The 14,527-nt window shown below is 67.7% G+C and carries 15 protein-coding genes and 3 tRNA genes; 12 read left to right on the top strand and 6 right to left on the bottom strand.

What is annotated here, in order from left to right:
• Positions 1–13 precede the first annotated feature (13 nt).
• The gene (locus tag MMF98_RS03335) at positions 14–487 is read left to right on the top strand and encodes a CreA family protein (protein WP_243304312.1); all 474 of its coding nucleotides are present in this window, start codon (positions 14–16) and stop codon (positions 485–487) included.
• Between the two features lie 99 nt (positions 488–586).
• Here MMF98_RS03335 and MMF98_RS03340 read toward each other — a convergent pair whose 3' ends face one another.
• The 3 genes from MMF98_RS03340 to ppnP all read right to left on the bottom strand — a co-directional run bounded on the left by MMF98_RS03340 (position 587) and on the right by ppnP (position 2,715).
• Positions 587–949, bottom strand: a complete 363-nt coding sequence (locus MMF98_RS03340) for an SPW repeat protein (RefSeq protein ID WP_243304314.1) — start codon at positions 947–949, stop codon at positions 587–589.
• A 90-nt stretch (positions 950–1,039) separates the two neighbouring features.
• Positions 1,040–2,380: an argininosuccinate synthase gene (gene argG, locus MMF98_RS03345; protein WP_243304315.1), complete on the bottom strand. Its 1,341-nt coding sequence runs from the start codon at positions 2,378–2,380 to the stop codon at positions 1,040–1,042.
• Positions 2,381–2,397: 17 nt separating this feature from the next.
• The gene (gene ppnP, locus MMF98_RS03350) at positions 2,398–2,715 is read right to left on the bottom strand and encodes a pyrimidine/purine nucleoside phosphorylase (protein ID WP_243304317.1); all 318 of its coding nucleotides are present in this window, start codon (positions 2,713–2,715) and stop codon (positions 2,398–2,400) included.
• Between the two features lie 219 nt (positions 2,716–2,934).
• Here ppnP and MMF98_RS03355 point away from each other — a divergent pair, with 219 nt between their 5' ends.
• Positions 2,935–3,543: an RNA polymerase sigma factor gene (locus MMF98_RS03355; protein ID WP_243304319.1), complete on the top strand. Its 609-nt coding sequence runs from the start codon at positions 2,935–2,937 to the stop codon at positions 3,541–3,543.
• On the top strand, positions 3,540–4,340 hold the full coding sequence (locus MMF98_RS03360; protein ID WP_243304320.1) for an anti-sigma factor: 801 nt from the start codon (positions 3,540–3,542) through the stop codon (positions 4,338–4,340). The genes MMF98_RS03355 and MMF98_RS03360 overlap by 4 nt, the downstream gene beginning before the upstream one ends.
• A gap of 95 nt (positions 4,341–4,435) precedes the next feature.
• On the opposite strand, the gene MMF98_RS03365 is transcribed toward MMF98_RS03360, so the two are convergent.
• Positions 4,436–5,164: a glycine zipper 2TM domain-containing protein gene (locus tag MMF98_RS03365; RefSeq protein WP_243304321.1), complete on the bottom strand. Its 729-nt coding sequence runs from the start codon at positions 5,162–5,164 to the stop codon at positions 4,436–4,438.
• A 101-nt stretch (positions 5,165–5,265) separates the two neighbouring features.
• Positions 5,266–5,619 carry an ArsC family reductase gene (locus MMF98_RS03370; RefSeq protein ID WP_243304323.1) on the bottom strand — a complete coding sequence of 118 codons (354 nt, stop codon included), beginning with the start codon at positions 5,617–5,619 and terminating at the stop codon, positions 5,266–5,268.
• A gap of 86 nt (positions 5,620–5,705) precedes the next feature.
• On the opposite strand from MMF98_RS03370, the gene folC reads away from it, so the two are divergent.
• The 9 genes from folC to MMF98_RS03415 all read left to right on the top strand — a co-directional run bounded on the left by folC (position 5,706) and on the right by MMF98_RS03415 (position 12,839).
• A complete protein-coding gene (gene folC, locus MMF98_RS03375; RefSeq protein WP_243304324.1) occupies positions 5,706–7,007 on the top strand; it encodes a bifunctional tetrahydrofolate synthase/dihydrofolate synthase in 1,302 nt (433 codons plus the stop codon).
• 21 nt (positions 7,008–7,028) lie between these two features.
• Positions 7,029–7,811 (top strand): SPOR domain-containing protein, encoded by a 783-nt coding sequence (locus MMF98_RS03380; protein WP_243304326.1) that lies wholly within the window; start codon positions 7,029–7,031, stop codon positions 7,809–7,811.
• Positions 7,812–7,824: 13 nt separating this feature from the next.
• Positions 7,825–8,310 carry a CvpA family protein gene (locus MMF98_RS03385; RefSeq protein WP_243307285.1) on the top strand — a complete coding sequence of 162 codons (486 nt, stop codon included), beginning with the start codon at positions 7,825–7,827 and terminating at the stop codon, positions 8,308–8,310.
• Between the two features lie 10 nt (positions 8,311–8,320).
• A complete protein-coding gene (gene purF, locus MMF98_RS03390) occupies positions 8,321–9,823 on the top strand; it encodes an amidophosphoribosyltransferase (protein ID WP_243304328.1) in 1,503 nt (500 codons plus the stop codon).
• A 2-nt stretch (positions 9,824–9,825) separates the two neighbouring features.
• Positions 9,826–11,037, top strand: coding sequence for an O-succinylhomoserine sulfhydrylase (locus MMF98_RS03395; protein WP_243304329.1), 1,212 nt, complete (start codon positions 9,826–9,828; stop codon positions 11,035–11,037).
• A complete protein-coding gene (gene gltX / locus MMF98_RS03400; protein WP_243304331.1) occupies positions 11,038–12,423 on the top strand; it encodes a glutamate--tRNA ligase in 1,386 nt (461 codons plus the stop codon). It begins immediately after the preceding gene.
• 63 nt (positions 12,424–12,486) lie between these two features.
• Positions 12,487–12,562, top strand: a tRNA-Ala gene (locus tag MMF98_RS03405).
• 56 nt (positions 12,563–12,618) lie between these two features.
• Positions 12,619–12,694 (top strand) — tRNA-Glu (locus tag MMF98_RS03410).
• A 68-nt stretch (positions 12,695–12,762) separates the two neighbouring features.
• Positions 12,763–12,839, top strand: a tRNA-Asp gene (locus MMF98_RS03415).
• Between the two features lie 335 nt (positions 12,840–13,174).
• Here MMF98_RS03415 and MMF98_RS03420 read toward each other — a convergent pair.
• Positions 13,175–14,401 (bottom strand): PQQ-dependent sugar dehydrogenase, encoded by a 1,227-nt coding sequence (locus tag MMF98_RS03420; protein WP_243304333.1) that lies wholly within the window; start codon positions 14,399–14,401, stop codon positions 13,175–13,177.
• Between the last annotated feature and the right edge of the window lie 126 nt (positions 14,402–14,527).

Below are 14,527 nucleotides of genomic sequence, written 5' to 3' on the forward strand. Positions count from 1 at the left end.
TCCAGGGGGTGGCATGAAACGATGTCTTCTGCCGGTGGCGCTGCTGCTGGCGTCTTGCGGCAAGGCGGGCAGCGAGCCGATCGGCGAGGTGGACACCGTCTTCAAGCTGCTCGGGCCGGACCACAAGATCGTGGTCGAGGCCTTCGACGACCCCAAGGTGGCGGGCGTGACCTGCTACGTCTCGCGCGCCCGCACCGGCGGCATCAAGGGCGCGCTCGGCCTGGCCGAGGACAAGTCCGAGGCCTCCATCGCCTGCCGCCAGACCGGGCCCGTGAGCTTCACCGGCGCGCCGCTGGAGAAGCAGGAGGAGGTGTTCACGGAGCGCATCTCGCTGGTGTTCAAGAAACTGCGCGTGGTGCGCATGGTCGACACGCGGCGCAATGCGCTGGTGTACCTGACCTATTCCGACCGGGTGATCGAGGGCTCGCCCCAGAACAGCGTCACCGCGGTGGCGCTGCCGGCAGGCGTGACGGTGCGCGTGAAGTAGCAGGGCGGCGCGGGAAAAAAAGCCGCTCCGGGGGCCGCAGCCCCGGGAAAGGGCGCGCCGGCCTGCCGCAGGCCCGGCGCGATGGGTGCGACGGGCGCTTCAGTGCGCCGGGTCATGCCACCAGGCGTTGTAGTTCTTGTCGGTCAACAGAACCCACAGGGCCAGCACCATGATGACAATGCCGGAAACCACTGCGTTGACGGTGGCGTCATGGTTCGAGCTGAACCCCAGCAGCCAGGGGGATGCCACCATCCACAGCCCCAGCACGCTTTCGGTCCATTCTTCCCAGGCGCGCGGCACGAAGATCGCTCCGAGCGAGGCGGCGATGAGCGCCAGGCCGACGATCACGCCGTTGGTCATCACCGTCGTGTCGGCCTGCAAGCCCAGCACCCACGGCGAAAGAACCAGCCAGATACCCAGCACAGCGTTGACCGGGTCCTGCCAATGCCTCATCTTCTTCATGGCTTTTACCTCCTGCCGCTGTATGCGAACAGTTGACGCCAGCGGCAACAGGTTGGACCCGGCGTGCGGGGCTTGGTTCCCTGCGCGGGCTCAGTGGTCCTTGTCGTTGCCCAGGCTCGGCAGCGCGGCGCCTTCGCCCAGCGACAGCAGGCCGCTGCGGGTGTAGATGCCCAGTTTGTCGCGCGTGTCCACGATGTCGAGGTTGCGCATGGTGAGCTGGCCGATGCGGTCGGCCGGCGAGAACGGCGCGTCCTCGACTTTTTCCATGCTCAGCCGCTCGGGCTTGTAGGTCAGGTTGGGCGAGTCGGTGTTCAGGATCGAGTAGTCGTTGCCGCGGCGCAACTCCAGCGTCACCTCGCCGGTCACGGCGCGCGCCACCCAGCGCTGCGCGGTTTCGCGCAGCATGATGGCCTGCGGGTCGAACCAGCGGCCCTGGTAGAGCAGGCGGCCGAGCTTGCGGCCGTTGTCGCGGTACTGCTCGATGGTGTCCTCGTTGTGGATGCCAGTGACCAGGCGCTCGTAGGCGATGAACAGCAGCGCCAGGCCCGGGGCCTCGTAGATGCCGCGGCTCTTGGCCTCGATGATGCGGTTCTCGATCTGGTCGCTCATGCCCAGGCCGTGGCGCCCGCCGATGCGGTTGGCTTCGAGCAGCAGTTCCACGGGGCTGGCGAAGCTCACGCCGTTGAGCGCCACCGGCTGGCCTTCCTCGAAGCGCACCGTGACTTCCTCGCGTTTGACCTCGACCTCGTCGCGCCAGAAGGCCACGCCCATGATGGGCTGCACGATCTTCATGCCCGTGCTCAGGTGCTCGAGGTCCTTGGCCTCGTGCGTGGCGCCCAGCATGTTGGAGTCGGTGGAGTAGGCCTTCTCGGCCGACATCTTGTAGCCGAAGCCGGCCTTGGTCATAAAGGCCGACATCTCGGCGCGGCCGCCCAGCTCGTCGATGAACAGCTGGTCGAGCCAGGGCTTGTAGATCTTGAGGCTGGGGTTGGTCAGCAGGCCGTAGCGGTAGAAGCGCTCGATGTCGTTGCCCTTGAAGGTGCTGCCGTCGCCCCAGATGTGGACGTCGTCCTCCTTCATCGCCGCCACCAGCATGGTGCCCGTGACCGCGCGCCCGATCGGCGTGGTGTTGAAGTAGGTGGCGCCGGCGGTGGTGATGTGGAAGGCGCCGCTTTGCAGCGCCGCGATGCCCTCGGCCACGAGCTGGGTGCGGCAGTCGATCAGGCGCGCCTTCTCGGCGCCGTACTGCAGGGCCTTGCGCGGGATCTCGTCGTAGTCGGGCTCGTCGGGCTGGCCCAGGTTGGCGGTGTAGGCGTAGGGGACGGCGCCCTTGAGCTTCATCCAGTGCAGCGCGGCGCTGGTGTCCAGGCCGCCGGAGAAGGCGATGCCGACCTTCTGGCCGGCGGGCAGGTTTTGGAGGATGGTGGCCATGGTGGAGATTCCTCGACTCAGCCGAAGTGGCAGATGTAGTGGTAGGCGTCGGCCACGCGGATCTCGAACTTCGAGTTGCCGGGCACGCTGAAGCGCTCGCCGGCGCCGGACTTCACCCAGGCTTCGCTGCCGGCCAGCTTGTATTCGCAGGCGCCGCCCACGCATTCCATGATCTCGGGCGCGCCGGTGCTGAAGGTCAGCGTGGCGGGCAGGATCACGCCCACCGATTTCTTCGTGCCGTCGGCCAGCGTGACGTTGTGGCTCACGCACTTGCCGTCGAAGTAGACGTTGGCCCGGGTCGTGACGGACACGCCGTCGATGGTTTCAGTACTCATGGTGATCTGGCTGCTTTCCTTGCTGTGGCTCGGGGAGCGGGGCCGGCGTGCCCGAAGGCGCGGCGCCCGGCGCGCGGGGGCGCATCGCGGTTGGGTAAACCATCAATTTTAGCGCCGGCCCGCAGAGGCGCCACGGGCCTGGGCGCGCCCTTGTGGGCCGGGGCATGAATCCGATGCCGCGGGGCTTGCGTAAGACCGGGGAAGCCCGACAATCCCGCCATGGTTACCGACCTCCAAGACCTTCACCTGATCGACCTGATCGATCGCATTGCCGCCCAGCGCGGCCTCGCGCCCGCGGCCTCGCGCGGCGATGCCGAGGCGGCCCTGCGCGAGCTCTACGATCTGACCAGCTCCAAGCTGTATGGCGTGGCGCTGCGCGTGGTGGGCCACCGCGACTGGGCCGAGGACGTGCTGCAGGAGGCCTACCTGAACGTCTGGCGTATCGCCGGCGACTACCGTGCCGCCCTCAGCCCGCCGCTGGCCTGGATGGGCGTGATCGTGCGCAGCCGCGCGCTGGACTTCCTGCGCCGGCGCGCCAGCGAGCGCGCCGACGCGCACCAGGAACTGAACGAGCACATGAACGAGACCGTGGCGGGCGACACGCCCAACCCGATGGACACCACGCAGGCCAGCGAGCAGGCCTGGGCGCTGCACGAATGCCTGCGCAAGCTGGAGGCCCGGCAGCGCGAGGTGGTGAGCCTGGCCTACCTGCGCGACCTGAGCCACGGCGAGCTGGCCCAGCAGCTCAGCCTGCCGCTGGGCACGGTCAAGACCTGGATCCGGCGCGGCCTCGAGCAACTGCGCGGCTGCATGGCGAGGTTTGCATGAACCTGCACGGCAACCCCGCCTTGCTCGACCAACTGGCCGCCAGCCATGCGCTGGGCACGCTGCGCGGCGGCGCGCGCCGCCGCTTCGAGACCCTGGCGCGCCAGAGCGCCACCGTGCGCGCCAGTGCCCTGATCTGGCAGGAGCGCTTCGCTTCGATGACCGAGCTTCAGGCAGCGCAGATGCCGAGCCCGAACGTCTGGAAGCGCATCGAAAACACGCTGGCGGCGCAGCGGCAGCGCCCCGCCGGCGCCGCCGTGGTGGAGGTCGCCATGTTCGACAAACTGCGCCGTGCTCTCGGCTGGTGGCGCGGCGCCGCAATGGCCGCCGCCCTGGCCGGCGTGGCCGCCGTGCTGGTGGGCGTGAACCTGAACCGAGAGGTCGGCAGCCAGGCCGGCCAGCTGGCCCAGGCCGCGCAGCAGAACGCCCAGCTGGTGGCGCAGCTGCAGGCCACCCCCGACATCCAGTACGTGGCCGTGCTGGCCGACGAGCATGCGGCCGCGTCCGTGCTGGTGACCTTCGATCCGCGCAAGCAGACGCTGGTGCTCAAACGCGTGGGCGGCTACCAGGAGGCCTCGGACAAGTCGCTGCAGCTGTGGGCGCTGCCCCCGGGCAGCGGCCCGAAATCGCTGGGCGTGCTGGGCAGCGGCCCGGTGATCCGCCTGACGGCCGCGGAAGGGGCCGTGAAGGAAGCGCCTGCGCTGGCCATCAGCCTGGAGCCCAAGGGCGGCGTCCCGAGCGAGGGCGGGCCGACCGGCCCGGTGCTGTTCAAGGGCGCGCTGCTCCAGACGGCGCTATGAAAATAATAGCTAGAGATGACCATGCGACAAGGACATCTGGCTCATTTCAATGAGAAAACGGCCCTGAAGGGCCGTTTTTCCTGGGAAGGCTGGCTTCAGCGCCAGTGGCGGTAGCCGCCGCGGCCGCCATAGCCGCCGTAGTAGCCGAAGTTGAAGGACAGGCCCACGGGCGGGTAGTAGTAGGGCGCCGCCGAGTAGACCACGGGCGCCTGGTACACCACCGGGGGCTGCACGTAGGTGGTGGGCTGCACGTAGGTGGTGGGCTGCACGTAGGCCGGCTGCGGCGCATAGCCTGGCTGCACCAGGGTGTCGGCGGTCGGCGCCTGTACCGGCGGCTGGTCCGGGGCGACCGCGCCCACCGGCGTGACCTGCAGGCGCACATAGGCGCCGGGGTCTTGCGGCATCTGCACGCTGTACTGCTTGCCCGCGTATTCATAGACCACGTTGTAGGCCGTGGTGCGGTTCTCGTAGAAGGTCTGCGTCGTGCATTGCTGCACGTTCTGCACCTGGGTGCCGCCGCCTTCCACGTTGTTGCCCAGTAGCGCGCCGCCGATCATGCCCAGCATGGTGGCTGCTGCACGGCCGCCGCCCTGGCCCACGGCATTGCCCATGGCGCCGCCGGCGATCGCGCCGATGGCCGCGCCGGCGCCCGTCTTGGGCGCCTGGGTGACGACCTGGCCGTTGTTGCAGACCTGGCGCGGCACCGCCACCTGCTGGATCACGGGCGTGCTGGAAATCACGCGGCCCATTTCCTGGGCGCTGGCGCCCGTGGCCACGCCGCCCAGGCCGGCGAGAACGGTGGTGATCAGGATGGTTTTCTTCATGTTGAGCCTCATTGGGTGACAGGCATGGTTCAAAGTCTAATCAGTCAGAGCGGTTTTGCCAGCCCAAGTTCAGTAAAGCCCGGGTAAAAGTTTGCATGGACTCACGTCGCCGAGGCCCACCGGCTCCAGGCCGCCGCGTCGAAACCGACCGTGGTCTGAGGGCCCCATTCCACCACCGGGCGCTTGATGACGCTGGGCTGGGCCAGCATCAGGGCCCGGGCGCTGGCGGCGTCCTGCACGGCGGCCTGGGTGGCCGGGTCGAGCCGGCGCCAGGTCGTGCCCTGGCGGTTGACGAGCTTTTCCCAGCCCACGCTGCCCAGCCACTGGTCGAGTTGCGGGCCGGGCACGCCCTGTTTCTTGTAGTCGTGGAACCGGTAGTCGACGCCGTGCTCCGCGAGCCAGGCGCGGGCCTTCTTGACGGTGTCGCAGTTGGGGATGCCGTAGACGGTGATCATGGCCGGATGATACCGGCGCACCGCCGGGCGCCGGCACCGGGCTTTTTTGCCCCTGCGCGCCGGGCGGGAGGGCGTTCGCGGGGACAATGTGGCCCCGTATGAACACACTGCAAGACTGGCTGGCCCACTGCGAGCGGCTGCACGCCAAGAACATCGACCTCGGCCTGGACCGCGTCAAGGCCGTGGCCGAGCGCATGGCGCTGCGCTTCGGCGGCACCGTGATCACCGTGGCCGGCACCAACGGCAAGGGCTCGACCTGCGCCATGCTCGAAGCCATCCTGCAGCAGGCGGGCTGGCGCACCGGGGTCTATACCTCGCCGCACCTGGTGCATTTCGAGGAGCGCTGCCGGCTCCAGGGCGAGATCGTGAAGGCGGACGACCTGGTGCCGCACTTCGCCCGCGTGGAGCAGGCCCGGGGCGAGGTCTCGCTGACCTATTTCGAGTTCTCCACGCTGGCCATCCTGAGCCTGATGGCCGCCTCCTCGCTCGATGTGGCGATCCTGGAGGTGGGCCTGGGCGGGCGGCTCGACGCGGTCAACATCATCGACGCCGACTGCGCGGTGATCACCAGCATCGCGCTCGACCACATGGAGTTTCTCGGGCCCGACCGCGAGAGCATCGGCCGCGAGAAGGCCGGCGTCATGCGCGCCGGCCGGCCGGTGGTGGTGAGCGACCCGGTGCCGCCGCAGTCGGTGCTGGACCACGCGGCGCAGCTCGGGGCCGACCTCTGGCGCATGGGCCGCGACTTCAACTTCTCGGGCGACAAGCAGCAGTGGAACTGGGCTGGCCGCGGCCGCCGCTACAGCGGCCTGGCCTACCCGGCGCTGCGCGGCGCCAACCAACTGGTCAACGCCTCGGGCGTGCTGGCGGCGCTGGAGGCGCTGCGCGACCGGGTGCCGGTGACGGCGCAGGCCGTGCGCAGCGGGCTGGCCCAGGTCGAGCTGCCGGGGCGCTTCCAGATCGTGCCGGGCCAGCCCACGCTGGTGCTGGACGTGGCGCACAACCCGCACTCGGTGGCGGCGCTGGCCGAGAACCTCGATGCGATGGGCTTCTACCCCACCACCCATGCCGTGTTCGGCGCGATGGCTGACAAGGACCTCGGCCCCATGCTGGCGCGCATCGGCCCGCAGGTGGACCGCTGGTACTTCACCGATCTGCCCACGCCGCGCGCCGAATCGGCCGCCCGCCTGCTGGCGCGCTGGCAGGCCCAGGAAACCCGTCGGGACGTGCTTGCAACTGCTTACCAGGAACCGCTGCAGGCCCTGCAGGCGGCCATCGCCGCCGCGGACCCCGCTGATAGAATTCTGGTCTTCGGATCGTTCTTCACGGTGGGCGGCGTCCTGAGGGACGGGGTACCTCGCCTCCACGCCAAACATCTGGGCCCCTGAGTCCACACCAGACCACGCTTCATGGCTTTCTTCAAGTTCCGCAAAGGTGGCAACGATCAGGCTGCCGCCCCCAGCCAGCCCGAAAGCATTGAGGCCATGCGCCGGCGTGCCAAGCACCGGCTGATCGGTGCGGCGGTGCTGGTGCTGCTGGGCGTGGTCGGGTTCCCGATGCTGTTCGACACGCAGCCCCGGCCGATCCCGGTGGACATCCCGATCGAGATCCCCGACAAGGGCAAGGTCAAGCCGCTGGCGATTCCCGTTGCGCCGCCCCCGGTGGCCGCCGTCGCGCCACCGCCGGCCCGCACCGCTTCGGCCGGCACGCCCGCGTCCAGCATTCCGGCCACGGCCAGCCTCAGCGCCAAGGAAGAGGTGGTGACGGCGAAGGCGGAGCCAAAAACAGAGCCAAAAGTGGCAGAGGTCCCTGTCGCACCGACATCTCCTGCTATCAAAAAAGAAGCAAAGCCGGAGCCCCGGCCCGAGCCCAAACCGGCCCCGAAGGCCGACGACGGCGCCAAGGCGAAGGCCCTGCTCGAAGGCCGGGACGTCGAGAAGGCGGCCGGCGCCGACAAGGCCGAGGGCCGCTTCGTGGTGCAGGTGGGCGCGTTCGCCGACGTGGCCAAGGCGCGCGAGACCCGGCTCAAGGTGGAGAAATCGGGCCTGAAGACCTACACCCAGGTGGCGGACACCAAGGACGGCAAGCGCATCCGTGTGCGCGTGGGGCCGTTTGCCAGCAAGGCCGAGGCCGACAAGGCCGCCAGCAAGATCAAGGGGCTGGATTTACCGGCCGCGATCCTCACCTTGTAGGGTGAGTGCCTGGATGGCTGCGCTGGACTGGGTCTTCGTGGCCGTGCTGCTGGCGTCCCTGGTGCTGGGCGCCTGGCGCGGCCTGGTGTACGAGGTGATGTCGGCGCTGGGCTGGGTGGTGGCCTTCGTGCTGGCGCAGTGGTTTGCGCCCGAGGTGGCGGCCCGGCTGCCGATGGCGGGCGCGGCGGAGCCGGTCCGCTATGCGGCGGGCTTCGTGCTGGTGTTCGTGGCGGCCGCGTTCGCCGCCGGCCTGCTGGCCTGGCTGACCAAGAAGCTGGTCGAGGCCATCGGCCTGCGCCCGGTGGACCGCACGCTGGGCGCGGCGTTCGGGCTGGTGCGTGGCGTGGTGCTGCTGCTGGCCGCCGCCGTGGTGATGAACATGACGCCGCTCAAAAGCAGCGAATGGTGGCAGGAGTCGAAGGGCGCCGAGGTGAGCACGGCGGCGCTCAAGGGTTTGAAGCCGGTATTGCCGGAAGATTTTGGAAGCTATCTTCCATGAGGTTCGTTCAATGTGTGGAATCGTCGGCGTTGTCAGCAGCGCCCCTGTCAATCAGCTGATCTATGACGCCCTGCTGCTGCTGCAGCACCGGGGCCAGGATGCGGCCGGCATCGTCACCCAGCAGGAACGCAAGTTCTTCATGCACAAGGCCAAGGGCATGGTGCGCGACGTGTTCCGCACGCGCAACATGCGCGCGCTGCCGGGCAACTGTGGCCTGGGCCAGGTGCGCTACCCGACCGCGGGCAACGCCTACAGCGAGGAAGAGGCGCAGCCGTTCTACGTGAACGCGCCGTTCGGCATCGTGCTGGTGCACAACGGCAACCTCACCAATGCGCAGGCGCTGAAGGCCGAGCTGTTCTCGGCCGACCACCGCCACATCAACACCGAGAGCGACTCCGAGGTGCTGCTCAACGTGCTGGCGCACGAGCTGGAGAAATCCACGCGCGGCGTGCCGCTGCAGCCCGACGATGTGTTCACGGCCGTGCGCAACGTGCACCGCCGCATCCGGGGCTCGTATGCGGTGATCGCGCTGATCGCGGGCCACGGCCTGCTGGCCTTCCGCGACCCGTTCGGCATCCGCCCGCTGGCCATGGGCCGCAGCAAGGACGGCACGGTGATGGTGGGCAGCGAATCGGTGGCGCTGGAGGGCACCTCGCACGTGTTCGAGCGCAACATCGACCCGGGCGAGGCGGTGTTCATCGCCCTCGACGGCACGGTGCACGCCAAGCAATGCGCCGAGCGGCCGCGGCTTCACCCCTGCATCTTCGAATTCGTGTATCTGGCGCGGCCCGACTCGGTGCTCGACGGCATCTCGGTCTACCAGGCGCGCCTGAACCTGGGCGAGACGCTGGCCAAGCGCGTGATCTCTACCGTGCCGCCCAGCGACATCGACGTGGTGATCCCCATCCCCGAATCGAGCCGGCCGAGCGCCACCCAGCTCGCGCACCTGCTGGGCCTGCCCTACCGCGAAGGCTTCGTGAAGAACCGCTACGTGGGCCGCACCTTCATCATGCCGGGGCAGGGCGTGCGCAAGAAATCCGTGCGCCAGAAGCTCAACGTGATCGGCAGCGAGTTCAAGGGCCGCAACGTGCTGCTGGTGGACGACTCCATCGTGCGCGGCACCACCAGCCGCGAGATCGTGCAGATGGCGCGCGACGCCGGCGCCCGCAAGGTCTACCTGGCCAGTGCCGCGCCGCCGGTGCGCTTTCCCAATGTCTACGGCATCGACATGCCGACCTCCAGCGAGCTGGTGGCGCATGGCCGCAGCGTCGAGGAAGTGCGCGAGATCATCGGCTGCGATGCGCTGATCTACCAGGACGTGGACGCGATGAAGAAGGCCATCGGTTCGCTCAACCCGAAACTCGATGGTTTCGACGCCTCGTGCTTCGACGGGGTCTACGTGACCGGCGACATCACCGCCGCCGACATCGCGCGCCTCAACGAGAACCGCGTGGGCGTCGAAGAGGGCGGCGAGGACACCTCGCGCCTGGCCCTGCCCAACCACGTGGACTGACCATGGCCCGCCGCCCCCTGCCCGACACGCTGCACCGGGACACGCTGGCCGTGCGCGCCGCGGTCGACGCCAGCCAGTACGGCGAGAACTCCGAGGCCCTGTACCTCACCAGCAGCTTCACGCAGCCCGACAGCGAAACGGCGGCCCGCCGCTTTGCCGGCGAAGAGGACGGCTACATCTACTCGCGCTTCACCAACCCCACCGTGGCCAGCATGGAAAAGCGCCTGGCCGCGCTGGAGGGCACTGAGGCCTGCATCGGCACCGCCAGCGGCATGAGCGCCATCCTGCTGCTGTGCATGGGCCTGCTCAAGGCGGGCGACCACGTGGTGTGCTCGCGTTCGGTGTTCGGCTCCACCCTCAAGCTGATCGGCAGCGAGTTTGGCAAGTTCGGGGTGCAGAGCAGCTTCGTTTCGCAGACCGACCTGGCCGAGTGGAAGAACGCCATGCGGCCCAACACGCGGCTGCTGTTCGCCGAGACGCCGACCAACCCGCTGACCGATGTGTGCGACATCCGAGCGCTGGCCGACATCGCGCACAACGCGGGCGCGCTGCTGGCCGTGGACAACTGCTTTTGCTCACCGGCGCTGCAGCAGCCGGCGAAGTTCGGCGCCGACATCATCATCCATTCGGGCACCAAGTACCTCGACGGCCAGGGCCGCGTGGTGGCCGGCGCGCTGTGCGCGAGCGAAAAACTGGTGCGCGAGACCTTCATTCCCGTGATGCGCAGCGCCGGCATGAGCCTGTCGCCGTTCAACGCCTGGGTCGTGCTCAAGGGCATGGAGACGCTGGGCATCCGCATGGAGGCGCAGTCGGCGCGCGCGCTGGAGCTGGCGCGCTGGCTCGAAGCGCACCCCCGGGTCGAGCGCGTCTACTATCCCGGCCTCGCCAGCCACGCGCAGCATGAACTCGCCATGGCGCAGCAATCGGGCCAGGGCGGGGCGGTGGTGTCCTTCGACGTGAAGGGCACCGACCCAGGCCAGGCGCGCAAGAACGCCTTTCACGTGATCGACTCGACGCGCCTGCTGTCTGTCACGGCCAACCTGGGCGACGTGAAGACCATCATCACCCAGCCCGCCAGCACCTCGCATGGCCGGCTGACTGAAGCCCAGCGCCAGGCCGCGGGCATCCGGCAGAACCTGGTCCGCGTGGCCGTGGGCCTGGAGCATCTTGACGACTTGAAGGCCGACCTCGCGCTCGGCCTGGACACTCTCTGAATGACAAAAATACGCACCCGCTTCGCCCCGTCGCCGACGGGCTTCATCCATCTGGGCAACATCCGCTCGGCGCTGTACCCGTGGGCCTTTGCCCGCGCCACCGGCGGCGACTTCATCCTGCGCATCGAAGACACCGACCTGGAGCGCTCGACCCAGGCCGCGGTCGATGTGATCATCGAAGGCATGGCCTGGCTGGGCCTGGACCACGATGAAGGCCCGTTCTACCAGATGCAGCGCATGGACCGCTACAAGGCGGTGCTGGCCGGGATGCAGGCCGCGGGCCACGTCTACCCCTGCTACATGAGCGTGGCCGAACTCGACGCGCTGCGCGAGAAGCAGATGGCTGCCAAGGAAAAACCGCGCTACGACGGCACCTGGCGGCCCGAGCCCGGCAAGACACTGCCGCCAGTGCCCGAAGGCGTCAAGCCGGTGCTGCGCTTCAAGAATCCGCAGGGCGGTGTGGTGGCCTGGGACGACAAGGTGAAGGGCCGCATCGAGATCAGCAACGACGAACTCGACGATCTCGTGATCGCGCGGCCCGACGGCACGCCCACCTACAACTTCTGCGTGGTGGTGGACGACATCGACATGGCCATCACCCACGTCATCCGCGGCGACGACCACGTGAACAACACGCCGCGCCAGATCAACATCTTCCGGGCGCTGGGCCAGGAGCCGCCGGTGTACGCCCATCTGCCCACGGTGCTCAACGAGCAGGGCGAGAAGATGAGCAAGCGCAACGGCGCCAAGCCCGTGACGCAGTACCGTGACGAAGGCTTCCTGCCCGATGCCATGGTCAACTACCTCGCGCGCCTGGGCTGGAGCCACGGCGACGACGAGATCTTCAGCCGCGCGCAGTTTCTCGAGTGGTTCAACCTCGACCACCTGGGCCGCAGCGCCGCGCAGTTCGACGAAGCCAAGCTGCGCTGGGTCAACGCCCAGCACCTCAAGGCGATGGCGGGCGAGGCCCTGGCGCCGCTGGTGGCGGCGCAGCTGCAACAGCGCGGCCTGGCGGCCGATGCGCGCCTGCCGGCGATCTGCGACCTGTTCAAGGACCGCTGCGAAACCACTGTGGCACTGGCCGGCTGGGCGGCGGCCTTCTACGGCGATGTGCAGGCCCGGCCCGAGGAGCAGGCGCAGCATGTGACGGACGCCGTCAAGCCCGCACTGGCGCTGCTGGCGGACAAGCTGGCCGGCTGTGAATGGGACAAGGTCGCCATTGCCGCGGCCATCAAGGATGTGCTGGCAGCCCATGGCCTGAAGATGCCGCAACTGGCCATGCCGGTGCGCGTGCTGGTCATGGGAACGGCGCAAACTCCGTCGCTGGATGCGGTGCTGGCACTGTTCACGCGCGAAATTGTGCTGAGCCGCTTGAAAGCCGTTTAATTTTCGCGCTATAATTCGAGGCTCAGAGATTGACGACATAGCAGAACGCTGTGACGGAAATACGGGGGTATAGCTCAGCTGGGAGAGCGCTTGCATGGCATGCAAGAGGTCATCGGTTCGATCCCGTTTACCTCCACCACTGATCTCTGAGAAGGAAAGTTGCCAACCCGGTTGGCAGGGAAGTTCCAAGGTTTTGACCCTATCGTCTAGAGGCCTAGGACATCACCCTTTCACGGTGAGTACCGGGGTTCGAATCCCCGTAGGGTCGCCAGATTTCACCTCGGTGAACAAGGCACAAGTCGACAGCACTTGGCTCGCAAGAGCGAACGCTGTCTACCAGGAGTGGTAGTTCAGTTGGTTAGAATACCGGCCTGTCACGCCGGGGGTCGCGGGTTCGAGTCCCGTCCACTCCGCCAAATGTAAAAAAGCCGTTGATTTTCAACGGCTTTTTTCTTTTTTGTCACGCAACGGGTGTCCCAAGCCGGTGTCTCATTTTTTGGGAATACGGTCTTGAAACTTGCTTCACATCTTGCAATATCACGTCACAGTGCGTGAGCAGTGCCAAGCGATTGCTCAGACGAACCAAAGGGTGCTGCCAAGCTCGGCGGTCTCTCTTTGATGGAACACGGATGCAGGCGCACCGCGAACGTCGGCTTTCGGGGCGGTTTCTGCAGTGCGACCGACTGCTACCAGCTGCGACTGGCGCGGAAACGATCAAGCCGTACCGATTTCGATGACGGCCGCGATGTGACTACTTCGGCGTGAGCCGATACAAGCCGCCCTCGTGATCGTCCTCGATCAACCACAGTGCGCCATCCGGCGCTTGCGCGACGTCACGGACGCGAAAGCCCACCGTCCAGTGCTCGGCCGGTGTCGCGGCTGCGCCGTGCACCTCGATCCGATGCAGGGCGCGGCTGACGAGGCCGGTCGCGAACGCCGAGCCCTGCCACTGCGGAAACATCGCGCCGCTGTAGAACATCAGGTTGCCGGGCGCGAGCACAGGCGTCCAGTAGATCACGGGCTTGGCGAGGTCGGGGCGTGTGTCGGGGCTGGCGATGGGCACGCCGTCGTAGTTCACCGCATACGAGACCAAGGGCCAACCGTAGTTCTTGCCCGGCTCGATCAGGTTGAGTTCGTCGCCGCCGCGCGGCCCGTGTTCGAGTTCCCAAAGACGGCCATCCGGCGCGAACGCGAGGCCGTAGGGTGTGCGATGCCCCGAGGTCCAGGTCTCGGAGGGCGTCAGATTGGGGCCGTCAAAGACATAGGTGCGCACGACCGGCGCGGTCTTGGCGGCCTCCGTATCTCTGGGCGGATCGATCACCGGGACCGACCGTGCGCCGGTCTGGCCCGCCTTGGGGTTGCCGGGCGCAGGCTGGCCGTCCAGGGTCAGCCGCAGGATCTTGCCGGCCGGCTGGTTCGGGTCCTGGGCGGGGGTCATGCGCTGCCGATCACCGACCGTGAGGAAGAGAAACTTCTGGTCCGGCGAAAAGGCCACGGCAGCGCCCACCTGGCCCCCCTTGCCCTTGATCGGGTCGTGCCAGAGGGCCTTCAGGTCCTCCAGCACGGCTGTGCCGGAGCCGATCCTGAGCGTTGCGCGTGCGAGCGCCAGGCTCGAGGTGCCCGGGATCGGTCCGGGCTCCGAATAGGTCAGGTAGATCGCCCCATCGCTCGAATAGGACGGGGCCAGGTAGACGCCCAGCAGGCCGTTCTGATTCTCGTACAGCACCGGCGGCACGCCAGTGACTTCGAGCTTCTGCCCGGATGGGGTCGCGAGGAAGAGCTTGCCGATCTTCTCGGTGATCAGCATGCGTCCGTCAGGCAGAAAGGCAATGCGCCAAGGCAGATCGAACTGCGCGACCTTCGTGAGCTTGAACGGAGGCGATGGGGTGGGGGGCAGCGTTCCGGCGTTGATCTGCGCCACCCCGGACGTTGCCCCGAAGAGCAACCAAGGGATGAGTCCGAATGTCGGGAGTTGCATGCTTGGCTCCTCAGTGGGTCGTCCGAAGAGTATCCGACGATCGTGGAAGCAGTGCCAAGCACCGGGCCATCGGTGCAACGAGGGCTGAGCCTCGCTTTCCGGGACGTCTGCCGCTTGCGTTTCTGA

This window comes from Variovorax terrae, assembly GCF_022809125.1.
GTDB lineage: Bacteria > Pseudomonadota > Gammaproteobacteria > Burkholderiales > Burkholderiaceae_C > Variovorax_A > Variovorax_A terrae.